This window comes from Streptomyces hesseae, assembly GCF_031845785.1.
Lineage (GTDB): Bacteria > Actinomycetota > Actinomycetes > Streptomycetales > Streptomycetaceae > Streptomyces > Streptomyces hesseae.
The window spans coordinates 1-15,495 of the sequence record NZ_JAVRFI010000012.1 but is presented as its reverse complement, the minus strand read 5'-3'; the positions used below and the strand labels follow the sequence as shown (position 1 = coordinate 15,495).

General features: G+C 72.8%; 12 protein-coding genes. 2 read left to right on the top strand and 10 right to left on the bottom strand.

Translation table 11 applies throughout. From position 1 onward, the window contains the following. Positions 1-53: 53 nt before the first annotated feature. The 9 genes from RM609_RS19170 to pyrG form a co-directional block, all read right to left on the bottom strand. Complete coding sequence (locus RM609_RS19170; protein WP_311612462.1) at positions 54-1,400, bottom strand: pseudouridine synthase; 1,347 nt, start codon at positions 1,398-1,400, stop codon at positions 54-56. Continuing rightward, positions 1,400-2,047 carry an SMC-Scp complex subunit ScpB gene (gene scpB / locus RM609_RS19165; RefSeq protein ID WP_311612461.1) on the bottom strand — a complete coding sequence of 216 codons (648 nt, stop codon included), beginning with the start codon at positions 2,045-2,047 and terminating at the stop codon, positions 1,400-1,402. Before scpB ends, RM609_RS19170 begins: the two co-directional genes overlap by 1 nt. Next, the gene (locus RM609_RS19160; protein WP_311612459.1) at positions 2,044-3,081 is read right to left on the bottom strand and encodes a segregation and condensation protein A; all 1,038 of its coding nucleotides are present in this window, start codon (positions 3,079-3,081) and stop codon (positions 2,044-2,046) included. Before RM609_RS19160 ends, scpB begins: the two co-directional genes overlap by 4 nt. A 70-nt stretch (positions 3,082-3,151) precedes the next feature. Further along, positions 3,152-3,694, bottom strand: a complete 543-nt coding sequence (locus RM609_RS19155; RefSeq protein WP_311612458.1) for a hypothetical protein — start codon at positions 3,692-3,694, stop codon at positions 3,152-3,154. After that, positions 3,679-4,809, bottom strand: a complete 1,131-nt coding sequence (locus RM609_RS19150) for a ParA family protein (protein ID WP_311612709.1) — start codon at positions 4,807-4,809, stop codon at positions 3,679-3,681. Before RM609_RS19150 ends, RM609_RS19155 begins: the two co-directional genes overlap by 16 nt. Before the next feature lie 322 nt (positions 4,810-5,131). Continuing rightward, positions 5,132-6,247, bottom strand: coding sequence for an alanine dehydrogenase (ald, locus tag RM609_RS19145; RefSeq protein ID WP_311612708.1), 1,116 nt, complete (start codon positions 6,245-6,247; stop codon positions 5,132-5,134). A gap of 193 nt (positions 6,248-6,440) precedes the next feature. After that, complete coding sequence (locus RM609_RS19140) at positions 6,441-8,612, bottom strand: tetratricopeptide repeat protein (protein ID WP_438828478.1); 2,172 nt, start codon at positions 8,610-8,612, stop codon at positions 6,441-6,443. Positions 8,613-8,829: 217 nt separating this feature from the next. Next, positions 8,830-9,477 (bottom strand): NUDIX domain-containing protein, encoded by a 648-nt coding sequence (locus RM609_RS19135; RefSeq protein WP_311612457.1) that lies wholly within the window; start codon positions 9,475-9,477, stop codon positions 8,830-8,832. 87 nt (positions 9,478-9,564) lie between these two features. After that, positions 9,565-11,220 (bottom strand): CTP synthase, encoded by a 1,656-nt coding sequence (pyrG, locus tag RM609_RS19130; RefSeq protein ID WP_311612456.1) that lies wholly within the window; start codon positions 11,218-11,220, stop codon positions 9,565-9,567. A 523-nt stretch (positions 11,221-11,743) separates the two neighbouring features. On the opposite strand from pyrG, the gene RM609_RS19125 reads away from it, so the two are divergent. Beyond that, positions 11,744-13,546: a glycoside hydrolase family 15 protein gene (locus tag RM609_RS19125; protein ID WP_311612455.1), complete on the top strand. Its 1,803-nt coding sequence runs from the start codon at positions 11,744-11,746 to the stop codon at positions 13,544-13,546. A 93-nt stretch (positions 13,547-13,639) separates the two neighbouring features. On the opposite strand, the gene RM609_RS19120 is transcribed toward RM609_RS19125, so the two are convergent. Then, positions 13,640-14,923 (bottom strand): MFS transporter, encoded by a 1,284-nt coding sequence (locus tag RM609_RS19120; RefSeq protein WP_311612453.1) that lies wholly within the window; start codon positions 14,921-14,923, stop codon positions 13,640-13,642. A 53-nt stretch (positions 14,924-14,976) separates the two neighbouring features. Between RM609_RS19120 and RM609_RS19115 the strand changes: the two genes are divergently transcribed. Then, the coding region (locus tag RM609_RS19115; protein WP_311612452.1) for a PucR family transcriptional regulator ligand-binding domain-containing protein at positions 14,977-15,495 on the top strand (519 nt) is incomplete at its 3' end.

Sequence of the window (15,495 nt, the reverse complement as noted above, 5' to 3'; positions counted from 1 at the left end):
CGCCGGATGGGCCGGACATATGTCCAGCCCATCCGGCGTTCGACTGCCGACTGCTACAGGTCGACCTCGCCCATCAGCATGCCGACCTCCGTGTTGGTCAGGCGGCGCAGCCAGCCCGACTTCTGGTCGCCCAGGGCGATCGGGCCGAACGAGGTGCGGACGAGCTTCTCGACCGGGAAGCCCGCCTCGGCGAGCATGCGGCGGACGATGTGCTTCCGGCCCTCGTGGAGGGTGACCTCGACGAGGTAGTTCTTGCCGGTCTGCTGGATGACGCGGAAGTTGTCCGCGCGGGCCCAGCCGTCCTCCAGCTGGATGCCGCTCTTGAGCTGCTTGCCGATGTCGCGCGGCAGCGGGCCCGTGATGGCGGCCAGGTACGTCTTCTGCACGCCGTAGCGGGGGTGCGTCAGACGGTGGGCGAGCTCACCGTGGTTGGTGAGCAGGATGATGCCCTCGGTCTCCGTGTCGAGCCGGCCGACGTGGAAGAGCCGGGTGTCGCGGTTGGTGACGTAGTCGCCGAGGCACTGGCGGCCGTCGGGGTCCTCCATGGTGGAGACGACACCGGCCGGCTTGTTCAGCGCGAAGAAGAGGTACGACTGGGTGGCGACCGTCAGGCCGTCGACCTTGATCTCGTCCTTCTCCGGGTCCACGCGCATGCCCTGCTCGGTGACGATCTCGCCGTTGACCTCGACGCGCGCCATCTCGATCAGCTCTTCGCAGGCGCGGCGCGAGCCCATGCCGGCACGGGCCAGCACCTTCTGGAGGCGCTCACCCTCCTGCTCGGCGCCGGGGAAGGTCTTGGGGGTCTTCACCTGCGGCTTGTTGTGCCGCTCCCGGTTGCGCTCCTCGATCTTGGCGTCGAGCTCGCGCGAGCGGGCCGGGGCATAGCCGTGGCCACGGGCGGGGCCGCTGCTGCGCCCGCCGGCACCGGCCGTGGAGCTCTTGCGGGGGCCGCCCTTGGCGCCGCCGCGGGCCGACGCGCCACGACCGCTCGTGGGACCGCTCTGACGGCCGCTGGTGGCACCGCCCCGGGTGCGCTCGGCGTCCGGGCCCACGTCGTAGCGGCGCTCCTCGGGGCGCGGACGGCGGGGGCGCTCCTGCTGCCGGTCGTCCCGGCGGTCGTCACGCCGGTCCCCGGCGCGACCGCCGTCGTAACGCCCGCCTTCGGAGCGGCCACCACCGGAGCGACCACCCTCGGAGCGGCCGCCGCCGCTGTAGCCGCCACCACCGGAGCGACCGCCGCCGTAGCTACCGCCGCCGGAGCGGCCGCCGCTCTCGGGGCGCCCGCCGCCGGAACGACCGCCGCCCGCGCGCCCGCCACCGGACCCCGGACGGGGGGACCCTGCCCGGCCGCCCCGGTCGTCCCGGTTGCCGCTTCCGCTGTTCCTGCCGCTGCTTCGCATCAAAATTCCGTCTTGTCGTCGTCGGTGTCCGGTGCGTCCGGATCGAACGACGGCACACCTTCCTGAGTGTCGCCCTCGATCGCTTCCGCCTCGGGGAGGAAGGGGGCGAGCTCCGGGAGCTCGTCCAGGCCTCGCAGGCCCATGCGCTCCAGAAAGTAATTCGTCGTCCTGTACAGGATCGCACCTGTTTCGGGTTCCGTCCCCGCCTCCTCCACCAGACCGCGCTGGAGGAGGGTGCGCATGACGCCGTCGCAGTTCACTCCGCGTACGGCCGAGACCCGTGAACGGCTGACCGGCTGACGGTACGCGACCACGGCCAGAGTCTCCAGCGCGGCCTGGGTGAGCCGGGCCTGCTGGCCGTCGAGGACGAAGGCCTCGACGGCGTCGGCGTACTCGGGGCGGGTGAAGAAGCGCCAGCCGCCCGCCACCTGGCGCAGCTCGAAGCCGCGCCCCTGGATCGTGTACTCGTCGGCCAGCTCGCGCAGCGCGTCGGCGATCTCGCGGCGGGGCCGGTCGAGGACCTTCGCGAGGTGCTCGTCGGTGGCCGGCTCGTCGACGACCATCAGGACGGCCTCCAGCGCGGGCTTCAGGGCGAGCCGGGCGATCTCCTCCCGGCCCGGCTGCCCGGGGTGCGTCGTCTCGGTCACTGTGCGTTCTCCTCCGGATCGGTCTCCGGCTCGGTCTCCGGCTCACGGTCGAACTCGTCGGTCACCAGCGGGGCGGCGTCGTCCGTGCCGCCCGTCCAGCGGACCGTCAGGGCCCCCAGCGCCTCGCCCTGGTCCAGGGCGACGGCCTTCTCGCGGTAGAGCTCCAGCAGGGCCAGGAAGCGCGCCACGACCGTCAGGGTGTCCGCGGCGTCGGCGGTGAGCTGTGCGAAGGTCGCCTCGCCCGTCGCCCTGAGCCGGCCCACGACGACCTCGGCCTGCTCCCGGACGCTGACCAGGGGCGCGTGGATGTGGTCGACGTAGACCTGCGGCGGGGGCTTGGGCGCCATGGCCTTGGCGGCCAGCTCGGCCAGCCGCTCGGGGCCGATGCCGAGGACGACCTCGGGCAGCAGCTCCGCGTGGTGCGGCTCCAGGCCGACCGTACGGGGGTGGCGGCGGCCCTCGTGGGCCAGCCGGCCGCTGAAGATCTCCGCGATCCGCTTGTACGCCCGGTACTGGAGCAGCCGGGCGAAGAGCAGGTCGCGGGCCTCCAGGAGGGCGAGGTCCGCCTCGTCCTCGACCTCGGCGGCGGGCAGCAGCCGGGCCGCCTTGAGGTCGAGGAGCGTCGCGGCGACGACCAGGAACTCGGTGGTCTGGTCCAGGTCGAAGTCGGGGCCCATGGCGCGGATGTGCGCCATGAACTCGTCGGTGACCTTGGAGAGGGCCACCTCGGTGACGTCGAGCTTGTGCTTGGCGATCAGCTGGAGCAGCAGATCGAAGGGGCCTTCGAAATTCGCCAGCCGAACGGTGAACCGGTCGCCTCCGGCGGGGGTCGGCGACGCGGCGGCATCCGCTCCGGCGGGCGGTTCCGGGGCCGGCTCCGCCGCAGGGCCCTGCGGCCCCGGGGACGCGTCGGCGGCGGCCTCGGCCGCGAGGGGGCCGGCCCCGGAGGTCGCGTACTCGGCAGGCTCGGGCCGGTTGCCCGGGCCGTGGCCCAGGGCGCGGCGGGCCGGGGAGGGGGCGGCGGCTGCGGGCATCGGTTTTCCAGGGTGGGGCGGAACGGGCCGTAAAGGCCGGGGATCAGCGAGGCTAGCGCAGCGAAACCGCTCAGCGGCCGCGCAGACGCCGTACGAGGATGCTCGCGTCGCCGCGCTGCTCCAGGTCGGCCAGGACGACCGCGACGGCCTCCCGGACGATCCTGCCCCGGTCGACGGCGAGCCCGTGCTCGCCGCGCAGCACCAGCCGGGCGTGTTCGAGGTCCATGAGCTCCTCGGCGGAGACATAGACCGTGATCTTCTCGTCGTGCCGCTCCCGGCCGCTGGGGCGGCGTCCGGACGCGCGGCCGCGGCGCTTGGGCTGGGCGGGGGCGACGGGCTCGGCCACGCGGGCCGCCGGGGCCTGGGGGGCGGCGGTGCGCCGCTCGGCCTCCGGCTCCTGGCCCGTGGCGGCGGGGACGGCCGCGGTACGGCCCTCGGGGACGGCGCCGGCCGTCTTGCCCGGCCGCTCGCCGTCGGGCGCGTCACCCGGACCCGGCACCCTCGGCGGCGCCTCGCCGTTCGCCTTGCGGCGCGGGCTGGAGGACTGGAGCCCCATCCCGCCGGTGGTGCGGAACAGTTCGTCGGCGCCGGGCAGGCTCACTCGGCGTGACAACGGGCGAGCACCTCCCTGGCCAGCTGGCGGTACGCGGCGGCGCCCACGGAGTTGGACGCGTAGGTGGTGATGGGCTCGCCCGCGACCGTGGTCTCGGGGAAGCGGACCGTACGGCCGATGACCGTGTGGTAGACGTGGTCGTCGAACGCCTCGACCACCCGCGCGAGGACCTCGCGGCTGTGCACGGTGCGCGAGTCGTACATCGTGGCGAGGATGCCGTCGAGCTCCAGATCCGGGTTGAGCCGCTCCTGGACCTTCTCGATGGTCTCGGTGAGCAGGGCGACACCGCGCAGCGCGAAGAACTCGCACTCCAGGGGGACGATCACCTTGTGAGCCGCCGTCAGGGCGTTGACGGTGAGCAGGCCCAGCGAGGGCTGACAGTCGATCACGATGTAGTCGTAGTCGGCCATCAGGGGCTTCAGGGCCCGCTGGAGGGTGGACTCGCGGGCCACCTCGCTGACCAGCTGGACCTCGGCCGCTGACAAATCGATATTGCTGGGCAGCAGGTCCATATTGGGGACCGCCGTCTTCAGCAGGACCTCGTCGGCCTGCATGCCCCGCTCCATGAGCAGGTTGTAGACCGTCAGGTCCAGCTCCATCGGGTTGACGCCGAGGCCGACGGAGAGCGCGCCCTGCGGGTCGAAGTCGACGAGGAGCACCCGGCGGCCGTACTCCGCCAGCGCGGCACCCAGGTTGATGGTCGAGGTGGTCTTGCCGACCCCGCCCTTCTGGTTGCACATGGCGATGATCTTCGCCGGGCCGTGGTCCGCCAGCGGTCCGGGGATGGGGAAGTACGGCAGGGGGCGCCCGGTCGGGCCGATGCGCTCACGGCGCTGACGGGCCGCGTCCGGGGCGAGAGTGGCCGCGTACTCGGGGTCGGGCTCGTACTCCGCGTCGGGGTCGTAGAAGTGCCCCTCGGGCACCTTCTCGTAGTCGGCGAGACGGGTGGACTCCGCCCCGTCGCCGGCCATGGCGTTCATGTGGTGACCGTCCATGCTCTGGTGGGCTGTCGTCATGCTCTGGATGTCCTGGTGCGCTGCGAGTGCTGAGTAGGTGTGGACAGCGACGGAGCCGACAGCGTGGAGTCCCACGGGCCTCGGCCCCTGCGCAGGGATTCCTGGGTGACCACCCCCGGGAGCAAATGTCGACTCATTCACAAGTCGTCCTACCTCCTTGGTGACCAGGAAACATCTAGATACGTCAGCGTGGCACCATGCCGACGGTTGGCGACTCTATGGCGTGTCGGCGGTCCACAGCAACACAATCCGCCGGAGACGGCACGATGTGTCGGCAATCGAACACCCTTCTGTCAAGGGTGTTCGGCGGATAACCCGGAAGAATCACGGGCGGGTCAAACCATGGCGAAACGCCCCGGCCGGGCCTTGCTGCGCAAGGCCCGGCCGGGTATGTGCTCGTCTCCGAACGGCTGCTGACGGGTCAGCCGAGCAGGGTGTTCAGTTCGACGTGCGGCAGTCCGTGCGCCTCGGCGACCGGGCCGTAAACGACCTGACCCTCATGGGTGTTGAGACCCTTGGCGAGCGCGGCGTCGCGGCGCAGCGCCTCCTGCCAGCCGCGGTTCGCCAGCTCCACGATGTAGGGCATCGTGGCGTTGGTGAGCGCGTAGGTCGAGGTGTTGGGCACCGCGCCCGGCATGTTGGCGACGCAGTAGAAGACGGAGTCGTGGACCTGGAAGGTCGGCTCCGCGTGGGTGGTGGGACGGGAGTCCTCGAAGCAGCCGCCCTGGTCGATCGCAATGTCGACAAGTACACTTCCGGGCTTCATCTTGGCGACGAGCTCGTTGGTGACCAGCTTGGGGGCCTTGGCGCCCGGGATGAGGACCGCGCCGATGACGAGGTCGGCCTCGACGACGGCCTTCTCCAGCTCGTAGGCGTTGGAGACGACCGTCTGCACCTTGGTGCCGAAGACCTTGTCGGCCTCGCGGAGCTTGTTGATGTCCCGGTCGAGCAGGGTGACGTGGAAGCCCATGCCGACGGCGATCTGCGCGGCGTTCCAGCCGGAGACGCCGCCGCCGATGACGACGGCCTTGCCGGCGTGGGTGCCCGGGACGCCGCCCGGCAGCACACCGCGGCCGCCGACCGAGCGCATCAGGTGGTAGGCGCCGACCTGCGGGGCCAGCCGGCCCGCGACCTCGGACATCGGGGCGAGCAGCGGCAGCGCGCGGTTGGCGAGCTCGACCGTCTCGTAGGCGATGGCGGTGGTGCCGGACTGGAGCAGGGCGTCCGTGCACTCGCGCGAGGCGGCCAGGTGGAGGTAGGTGAAGAGGGTCTGGCCCTTGCGGAGGCGGTGGTACTCCTCGGCGATGGGCTCCTTGACCTTCAGCAGCAGGTCGGCCGTGGCCCAGACCTCGTCGGCCGAGTCCAGGATGGCCGCGCCGGCCTCGACGTACTCGGCGTCGGGGATCGAGGAGCCGACACCGGCCCCCTTCTCGACGAAGACCTGGTGGCCGTTGCGCACCAGCTCGAGCACGCCCGCGGGGGTGATGGCCACGCGGAATTCGTTGTTCTTGACCTCGCGGGGGATGCCGACCTTCACGTCGATCACGGTCCTTGAATCAGAGAATGACAGGCTAATCCGGATATGCCGGGCACACCAGAGCAGACCGCGTCGAACGCGGCCCAGCCAGTCTATTGAAGGATTGCGCGTTGTCTAGCCTTGCAATGCATCAATCTTTGCGCGATGCGCCACTGATTTCTTAGGTAGAAGATCCGTTACCCTGCGGTACCCCCTACTGGACCCCCGGTCCTTCCTCCTCTTCCGCCGAGACCTCTCCCGAGACCCCCGGACCACCCGGGGAACCGGGCGCGCCCAGCCCCTCCAGCAGCCGCTCCGCGCAGCCCCGGTGCCGCAGCGCCCCCGCCGCGTCGCCCAGCCGCTCCAGGGTCTCCGCCAGCCGCAGCCGCAGCCCCGCCTCCAGCCGGACGTCCCCGGCCGCCTGCGCGGACTCCACCGCCTCCAGCGCCGTGCGCGCCGCATCGCGCGGCCGGCCCGTGTGCTCCTGCGCCCACGCGGCCTCGCCCAGCGCCCGGGCGTGCCCGGCGTGATCGCGCAGCCTGCGGTGGGCGGCGGCCGCCGCGCGCCAGTCCCGCAGCGCCTCCGGCCACAGCCCCGCGTAGCCGTGGACCGTGCCCAGCCGCCCGTACAGCCGCGCCTCGTCGGCCAGTTCCCCCCGCGTCAGCCGCAGCTCCAGGCCGCGCCGGTACCAGTCGGCGGCCCGCTGGAAGTCGCCCAGCTCCTGGTGCGCCGCCCCGATGGACTCCAGCGCCCGGCTGGTGGCGTACGGGTCCCCGGCCTCGCGCGCCGCCGCGAGGGCCTGGCGGTAGCGGTCCAGCGCCTCCGGCGTACGGCCGGCCCGGGCGTCCAGGTCGCCGAGGTTCAGCAGCGCCGCGGCCTTCTCCAGCGGCATCTCGCAGCGCCGGGCCACGTCGAGGACGAGCTGGTGGAGCCCGTAGAGCTCGGGCGCCGCCGCCTCCGGCCCCAGATGGGCCGTCAGGGCCCGGGTGAGCGCGGAGACCAGCCGCCGGGCGAGGGTGTCCAGCCGGCCGTCCTCCACCGCCAGCCGGGCCGCCGCGAGCAGCGCGGGCAGCCGGGCCAGCAGCCACTCCTCGGCGGCGCGCCGGGAGGGGAAGCGCAGCGGCCGGGGCAGCTGCTCGATCCTGCGACGGACCGCCGGATCGTTCCGCTCCGTGGTGGCGCGGCAGGAGTGCAGCTGGCGGACGGTCCGCTCCAGCATCCGCGCCCGGGCCAGCTCGACCTCGCCGGGGCGCTCCTGGGCGTGCAGCAGCGTGCCGAGCAGGGGCGCCAGGCAGCTCGGCACCCGGTACTGCGGGGGCAGCCCGTCCGGGCCCTCCCCGGGGGTCTCGGGGCGCAGCAGGCCCCGGGCGGTCAGGTCCTCCAGCACGGACTGGGCGGTGGCCAGGGAGGTGCCCGCGAGCGCGGAGGCGGTGTGGGCGTCGGCCAGCCCGGCGGGGGCCAGCGCGAGCAGGTGCAGCAGCCGGGCGGCGGGCGCGGGCAGGGCCTCGTAGGCCAGCCAGAAGGCTCGGGCCAGCAGCCGGCCGCCCTTCTCGTGGCCGTCGGCGGGCGGCAGCTCGCGCAGCCGCTTGGCCGCGTCGACGACCGTCGTCTTGGGCTGGGCGGCGAGCCAGCCGCCGACCAGCACCAGCGCGGCGGGCTGGCCGCCGCACTCCTCGACGACCGTCTTCGCGGCCACCGGGTCGCAGGTGATCCGGGTGGGGCCGGCGAACCACTCCAGCAGTTCGACGGCCGCCGGGGTGTCCAGGCCGCCCAGCGCGCAGGGCCGGACGTCCGGCACTCCGGTGAGCGGGCCCCGGGAGACGGCCACGATCAGGCACTCGGGCTCGTCGGGCAGCAGCGGGTCCACCTGTTCGGCGCCCGCCGCGTCGTCCAGGACGAGCAGCACCCGCCGCCCGTGGAGGGCGTCGCGCAGGGCCTGGGTGAGCTCGTCCTCCTGGGCACCGGCCGGTACGGGCGCGCCGAGCTCGGCCAGCAGGGCGCGCGCGGTCCGCTCGGTGGGTACGGGGGCCCCGTCGGCGCCCGTCAGCCGGGCGCGCAGTACTCCGTCCGGGTAATCCACGGCGAGCTGCCGGGCGAGCTCCTCGGCGAGCGCGGTACGGCCGGAACCGGGCCGTCCGGCGATGAGCAGCACCCGGCCGCGCGGCTTCTTGCGGCCGGAGAGGGTGTCGAGGCCCGCGCGCACGATGTCGGCGCGCAGCTCCTTGAGCTCGCGCTGCCGGCCGACGAACAGCTCGGTGCGCTGGGGTGTGAAGGACGTCGTACGGGTGGCCCGCTGACGGGGGCTCACCACGGGTGCGGGGCCGGGCGGCCGCCGCTCGGGCGGGACCACCGCCGGTCCGCCGGTCTCCACCGTCCGCTCCGCCACGGGTCCACTCCCTTCCCCTGCCCGCGGTGGGGGATCCCCGACCCGCGCGCACGGGAACCTGCTGCACGCTCAACCCCCGCCGCGGCCGCGGTGGGGGACGCGTCGAGCCTAGTTCACCACCCACCGCACTCCGGGTAACGCGGTACCGCGTTGTTGAAGATCACCTATTCGGGTTGCCTGATGGTCGGACCGCGCGGCCCGACGGGCCGTCAGACCGTCAGGCCTCGAAGGGGCGGGCCGGCCAGGGGGCGTCGGCCGGGCGCAGCGCCTCCAGGCCGTCGCCCGCGAGCGCGGCCATGACCGACAGGACGCCGACGACCAGGCAGTTGTTGTGGAGCTCGCCCTTGAGGATGCCGCGCGCCAGCAGGGCCAGCGGAATCCGCGCGATCTGCATGTCGAGCTCCTCGTGCTCGACGGCGAAGCGCTCGCCCTCGACGGCGGAGATCCCGCGCGCCAGGAAGATCCGTACGGCCTCGTCGCAGCCGCCCGGCGTGGTGTAGACGTCGGTCAGCACCCGCCAGTCCTCGGCCTTGACGTGGGCCTCCTCGTAGAGCTCGCGCTGCGCGGCGTGCAGCGGGTTCTCCCCGGGGACGTCCAGCAGGCCGGCCGGGATCTCCCACAGCCGCTGCCGGACGGGGTGGCGGTACTGGTTGAGGACGAGCACCCGGTCCTGATCGTCGAGGGCGAGGACGGCGACCGAGCCGGGGTGCACCTGGTAGTCGCGCTTGGCCGGGGAGCCGTCGGGCATGACGACCGTGTCCGTGCGGACACTGGTCTTGTTGCCGGTGAACGGCGTCTCGCTGGCGGTGACCCGCCATTCCTCGGCGGTGTCCTTGATGGGCTCGTCGACGGCCTCGTGCGCCATGGGTTACGTCCTCCAGAAATACGGGAACCGGGGTGAGCGCCTCCGTGTGGAGGCGCTCACCCCGGTCAACCGTACAGACCGGACCGATCAGCCCTGCTGCTGGCGCTCGACCGCCGCCTTCACCAGGCCCGCGAAGAGCGGGTGGGGGCGGGTCGGGCGGGAGCGCAGCTCCGGGTGGGCCTGGGTGGCCACCAGGTAGGGGTGGACCTCGCGCGGGTACTCGACGTACTCGACGAGCTTGTTGTCCGGGGAGGTGCCGGAGAAGAGGATGCCGGCCTTCTTCTCGAGCTCCGCACGGTAGGCGTTGTTCACCTCGTAGCGGTGGCGGTGGCGCTCCTCCACGTAGGCGGCGTCGCCGTAGACCTCGCGGACGATGGAGCCCTCGGCGAGCTTGGCCGGGTACATACCCAGGCGCATCGTGCCGCCCATGTCGCCCTCACCGGCGACGATGTCCATCTGCTCGGCCATCGTGGAGATGACCGGGTGGGCGGTGGCCGGGTCGAACTCGGTGGAGTTGGCGCTCTCGATGCCGGCCAGGTTGCGGGCGGCCTCGATGACCACGCACTGGAGACCCAGGCAGAGGCCCAGCAGCGGGATCTTGTTCTCGCGGGCGTAGGTGATCGCGCCGACCTTGCCGTTGACACCGCGGTCGCCGAAGCCGCCGGGGACGCAGATCGCGTCCACGTCGGAGAGCTGGCGGGCGGCGCCCTCGGTGGTCTTGCAGTCGTCCGAGGTGACCCACTTGATCTTGACCTTGGCGCGGTTGGCGAAACCGCCCGCGCGGATGGCCTCGGTCACCGACAGGTAGGCGTCGGGCAGGTCGATGTACTTGCCGACCAGCGCGACGGTCACCTCGTGGGAGGGGTTGTGGACGCGGTCCAGCAGGTCCTCCCACTGGGTCCAGTTCACATCGCGGAAGGGCAGGTCCAGCTTGCGCACGACATACGCGTCCAGGCCCTCGGTGTGGAGCACCTTGGGGATGTCGTAGATCGACGGGGCGTCGATCGCGGCGACCACCGCGGCCTCGTCCACGTCGCACATCAGCGAGATCTTGCGCTTGATCGCGGTGGGCACCTCGCGGTCGGCGCGCAGCACGATCGCGTCGGGCTGGATGCCGATGTTGCGCAGCGCGGCCACCGAGTGCTGGGTGGGCTTGGTCTTCAGCTCGCCGGAGGGGCCGATGTAGGGCAGCAGCGAGATATGGACGACGAAGACGTTGTCCCGGCCGACCTCGTGGCGCACCTGACGGACGGTCTCCAGGAACGGCAGCGACTCGATGTCGCCGACCGTGCCGCCGACCTCGGTGATGACGACGTCGACGTCGTCGGTCGCCATGCGGCGGATGCGGTGCTTGATCTCGTTGGTGATGTGGGGGATCACCTGGACCGTGTCACCCAGGTACTCGCCGCGGCGCTCCTTGGCGATCACCGTGGAGTACACCTGGCCGGTGGTCACATTGGCCGAGCCGTCCAGGTCGACGTCGAGGAAGCGCTCGTAGTGGCCGATGTCCAGGTCGGTCTCGGCGCCGTCGTTGGTGACGAACACCTCGCCGTGCTGGAACGGGTTCATCGTGCCCGGGTCGACGTTCAGGTACGGGTCGAGCTTCTGCATCGTCACCCGCAGGCCCCGCGCCTTGAGCAGCGCGCCCAGGCTGGAGGCCGTCAGGCCCTTGCCGAGCGAGGAGGCGACACCCCCGGTGACGAAGAGGTGCTTGGTCGTCGTGGGCTTAGCGGCAATTGCCAAAGGGGGGCTCCCGTGGTCGCGAGGTGAAGGTGCGTACCGGCGATCACCCGGTCGATTCCGGGGGTGCCGTCGCTGCGGGTGGGGGGTCTTTCGCCCGCCGGTCCACGGGGTACCAGGGTATCAGCGCCCGGGCCCGGACGCGTCCGGTGACGCGTCCGGCGACATCGCACGACGCCCGTCGTGACGGGGCGCGACGTCACTGTGGGCGCTGTGTCACCGCACGCCTCGGGTGCCCGTCACGGGGCGCGCGCCCGGCGCGCACCGGGCCACCCATTCGGCACATGTTCCCCCGCGAACCGTCGCGCGTGTCCCAACTCCGCGTCGTATCCTGCTCGGACACACGCAGCGAGCCGGCCGGCGCGGCACCACCCCGGGCGCCCTCCCAGCTACCGCTGGGCAGCGCTCTCACCTCCGGAACAAGAGCTCGTCGAAGATCGCTTCACCGTCATACGGACCCCACCAGGGGGTCCTGGTTGCCGTTCGACCCCCAGGGGTCCTGGATGCCGTTCGACTGGAGATGACCGTGGCCGGGCGTATCGAGGATTACGCACTCATCGGCGATATGCAGACCGCCGCACTGATCTGCCGGGACGGTACGGCCGACTGGCTGTGCCTGCCCCGCTTCGATTCGCACGCGGCCTTCGCCGGGCTGCTCGGCACGGAGGAACACGGATTCTGGCGGATCGGCCCGGCCCACCCCTCGGGGGCCGCGCCACCGTCCGCCGACCGCCGCCGGTACCGGGGGGACTCCCTCGTGCTCGAGTCCGAGTGGGACACCCCGCGCGGTACCGTCCGCGTGATCGACTTCATGCCGCCGCGCGACGGCGCGCCGCAGCTGATCCGCATCGTCGAGGGCGTCAGCGGCCGGGTGCCGATGCGCTCCGCCCTGCGAATGCGCTTCTCCTACGGGCGCGTGGTGCCCTGGGTGCACAAGCGGGGCGACCGCACGGTGGCCGTCGCGGGCCCCGACTCCGTCTGGCTGGACACCACCGCCGACACCTTCGGCAAGGACCTGACCACCTACTCCGACTTCACCGTCTCCCCCGGCGAGCGCATCGCCTTCACCATCAGCTGGCAGCCCTCGCACGGCGAGCCGCCCGCCCTGCCCGACCCGGAGGGCTCGCTCGCGGCCACGGAGGATTTCTGGCGGGAGTGGGTCGGCCACTGTACGTACCACGGCCCCTACCGGGACGCCGTGGTCCGCTCGCTGATCACCCTGAAGGCACTGACGTACGCCCCCACCGGCGGCATCGTCGCCGCCCCCACGACCTCCCTGCCCGAGGAGATCGGCGGCGTCCGCAACTGGGACTACCGCTACACCTGGCTGCGGGACGCCGCGATCACCCTGTCGTCGCTGCTGCGCACCGGCTACCGCGAGGAGGCCCGCGCCTGGCGCGAGTGGCTGCTGCGCGCCGTCGCCGGCGACCCCGAGAACCTCCAGATCATGTACGGCATCGCCGGCGAGCGCGAGCTCGGCGAGGCGGAGCTGTCCTGGCTGCCGGGCTATGAGAACTCGACCCCGGTGCGGGTGGGCAACGGCGCCGCCGGCCAGCTCCAGCTCGACGTCTACGGCGAGGTCACCGAGGCCCTCCACCTCGCCCATATGACCGGGCTCGCCCGCAACGACTACGCCTCGGTGCTCCAGCTGCGCCTCATCGGCTATCTGGAGGACCACTGGAACGAGCCCGACGAGGGCATCTGGGAGGTCCGCGGCCCCCGCCGCCACTTCGTCCACTCCAAGGTCATGGCGTGGGTCGCCGTCGACCGGACCATCAAGCTCATCGAGTCCGGCGACGTCGACGGCCCCCTGGAGCGGTGGCGCGAGCTGCGCGACGACATCCACCGCGACGTCTGCGAGAAGGGCTACGACAAGGAGCGCAACACCTTCACCCAGTCCTACGGCTCCCAGGAGCTGGACGCCTCCCTGCTGCTCATCCCCCAGATGGGCTTCCTGCCGCCCGACGACAAGCGCGTCATCGGCACCATCGAGGCGATCCAGCGGGAGCTGTCCACCCCGGACGGATTCGTGCTGCGGTATCCCACGGCCGGGCACGAGGCGGGGGTGGACGGCCTGGAGGGTGACGAGGGCGCGTTCCTCGCCTGCTCGTTCTGGCTCGCGGACGACCTCGCGATGATCGGACGGGTGGACGAGGCCCGCCAGCTCTTCGAGAAGCTGCTGGGCCTCCGGAACGATCTGGGGCTGCTGGCCGAGGAGTGGGACCCCCGGCTGCAGCGGCAGGTGGGGAACTTCCCGCAGGCCTTCAGCCACGTGCCGCTCATCGACACGGCACTGCGGCTGACGGCGTCCAGCGCGTTCGGCGGCTAGCGGCGCGTTCCCGCGCCCCGTAAGGGGCGCGGGGAACTGCGCGACCAGCCCCCACCGGCCCGCAGCGGCCGGACCGCACTCCCGGCGGAGTGCTCAGCGCCGCCGTCGCAGGGCGAAGTAGAGCGCCAACGCGCTCACGGGGAGCACGAGGGCGGCCGCGGCCGCGTTGAGCCCGCCGTAGCCGTAACCCGCCAGCACCACCCCGGACAGCGCCGCCCCCGCCGCCCCCACCAGATTCATCAGCATGTCGGACAGCCCCTGCGTCTCCGAGCGGTGCTCCGCCGCCACCGACTCGCTCAGCAGCGCCGACCCGGCGACCGTGGCGCACGACCAACCCACTCCCAGCAGGAACAGCCCGGCCGTCACCGGCCACTGCCTGCCGCCCGCCGTCCCCGCCAGCACCGTGGCCGCCGCGAAGACCGCCTGACCGGCGAGGATCACCGGTATCCGGCCCAGCCGGTCGGCCGCCCGGCCCACCAGCGGGGACAGCCCGTACATGCCCAGGATGTGGAGGCTGATCGTCAGGCCGACCACGCTCAGCGAGGCCCCGTGATGGGCGAGGTGGACCGGCGTCATCGTCATCACCGACACCATCACGGCATGGCCGACGACCAGCGCCCCCAGACCCGTCAGGGCCGCGGGCGAGGCGAGGACGTGGCCGGCCGCGGCGCGCATCCGGGTGCGGAAGCGGGGCGGAGCGGTCTGCGCGGACCGCGGGGCCTTCGCGGCCGCTGTGGGCAGCCACGTGCGGATGACCGCCCAGCCCGCGACGAACGCCCCCACCGAGAAGACGAACGTCCCCGCCGGACCCGGCAGGCCCAGCGGGCGCGCCACCGCCTCCCCCGGCCCGCTCAGGTTGGGGCCCAGCACGCTGCCCACCGTCGTGGCCCACACGACCAGTGAGAGCGCCCCCGCCCGGGCCTCCGGCTCGGCGAGGTCGGTGGCCGCGTAGCGGGACTGGAGGTTCGCGGCGGACGCCGCGCCGATCAGCAGCATCCCCAGCAGCGTCGGCACCGGGGCGCGCAGCCCCGCCCCCGCCAGTACGACCACCGCCCCGGCCGCCGCCACCAGCCAGCCCGTGCCCAGCCCGGCCCGCCGGCCCCGGGCCCGGGACAGGGCGGCCAGCGGCACGGACATGAGCGCGGCGCCCAGCGTTGTGAGCGTCGTGGCGAGGCCCGCTACCGAGCGGGATCCTGTGAGGTTCTCCACCAGCAGGCCGCCCGAGGAGAGCATCGAGCCCATGCCGACCCCGGCGACCACCTGAGCCGTCATCAGCACGCGGACGGTGTGGCGCTGGACGGCGGCGAGGTCCGGGGTGCCCGGGGGGCTGCCGGGTATGCCGGGTGTTTCGGAGCGGGAATCGGCGGCTGATGTCATGCGGCACAGGGTAGGGGCGGGTGCCCGGTGCGGTCGTGGCATAAATTCCCGCCATGGAACCGCACACCATCACCGTGGCCCGTGCCCTGGAGCTGCCCGCCCTGCGCCGGGGCCTGCCCGAGGTGATGGCCGCCGCCGACCGGCTCCACCGGCCGGTGCGCTGGGTGCACGCGGGCGAGGTCCCCAACATCGCCGACCTGCTCAAGGGCGGCGAACTGCTGCTCACCACCGGTCTGGGGCTCGGCGGCCGCCCCGCCGAACAGCGGGCCTTCGTACGGCGCCTCGCCGAACGGGACATCGCCGCGCTCGTCGTCGAGCTCGGCTCGCGCCTGCCGGCCCTCCCGGCCGCCGTGGTCGACACGGCACGCTCCTGCGGGCTGCCGCTGGTGCAGCTGCACCGGCAGGTGCCGTTCGTGGCGGTCACCGAGGAGATCCACACCGAGCTCGTCAACGAGCACTACGCGCTGCTGCGGCGGGCCGAGGACGTCCACCGGCGGTGCACGGAGGTGCTACTCGGCGGGGGCGGCGTCCCCGAGGTGCTGCGGCTGTTCGCGGACTTCACCGGCAACCCC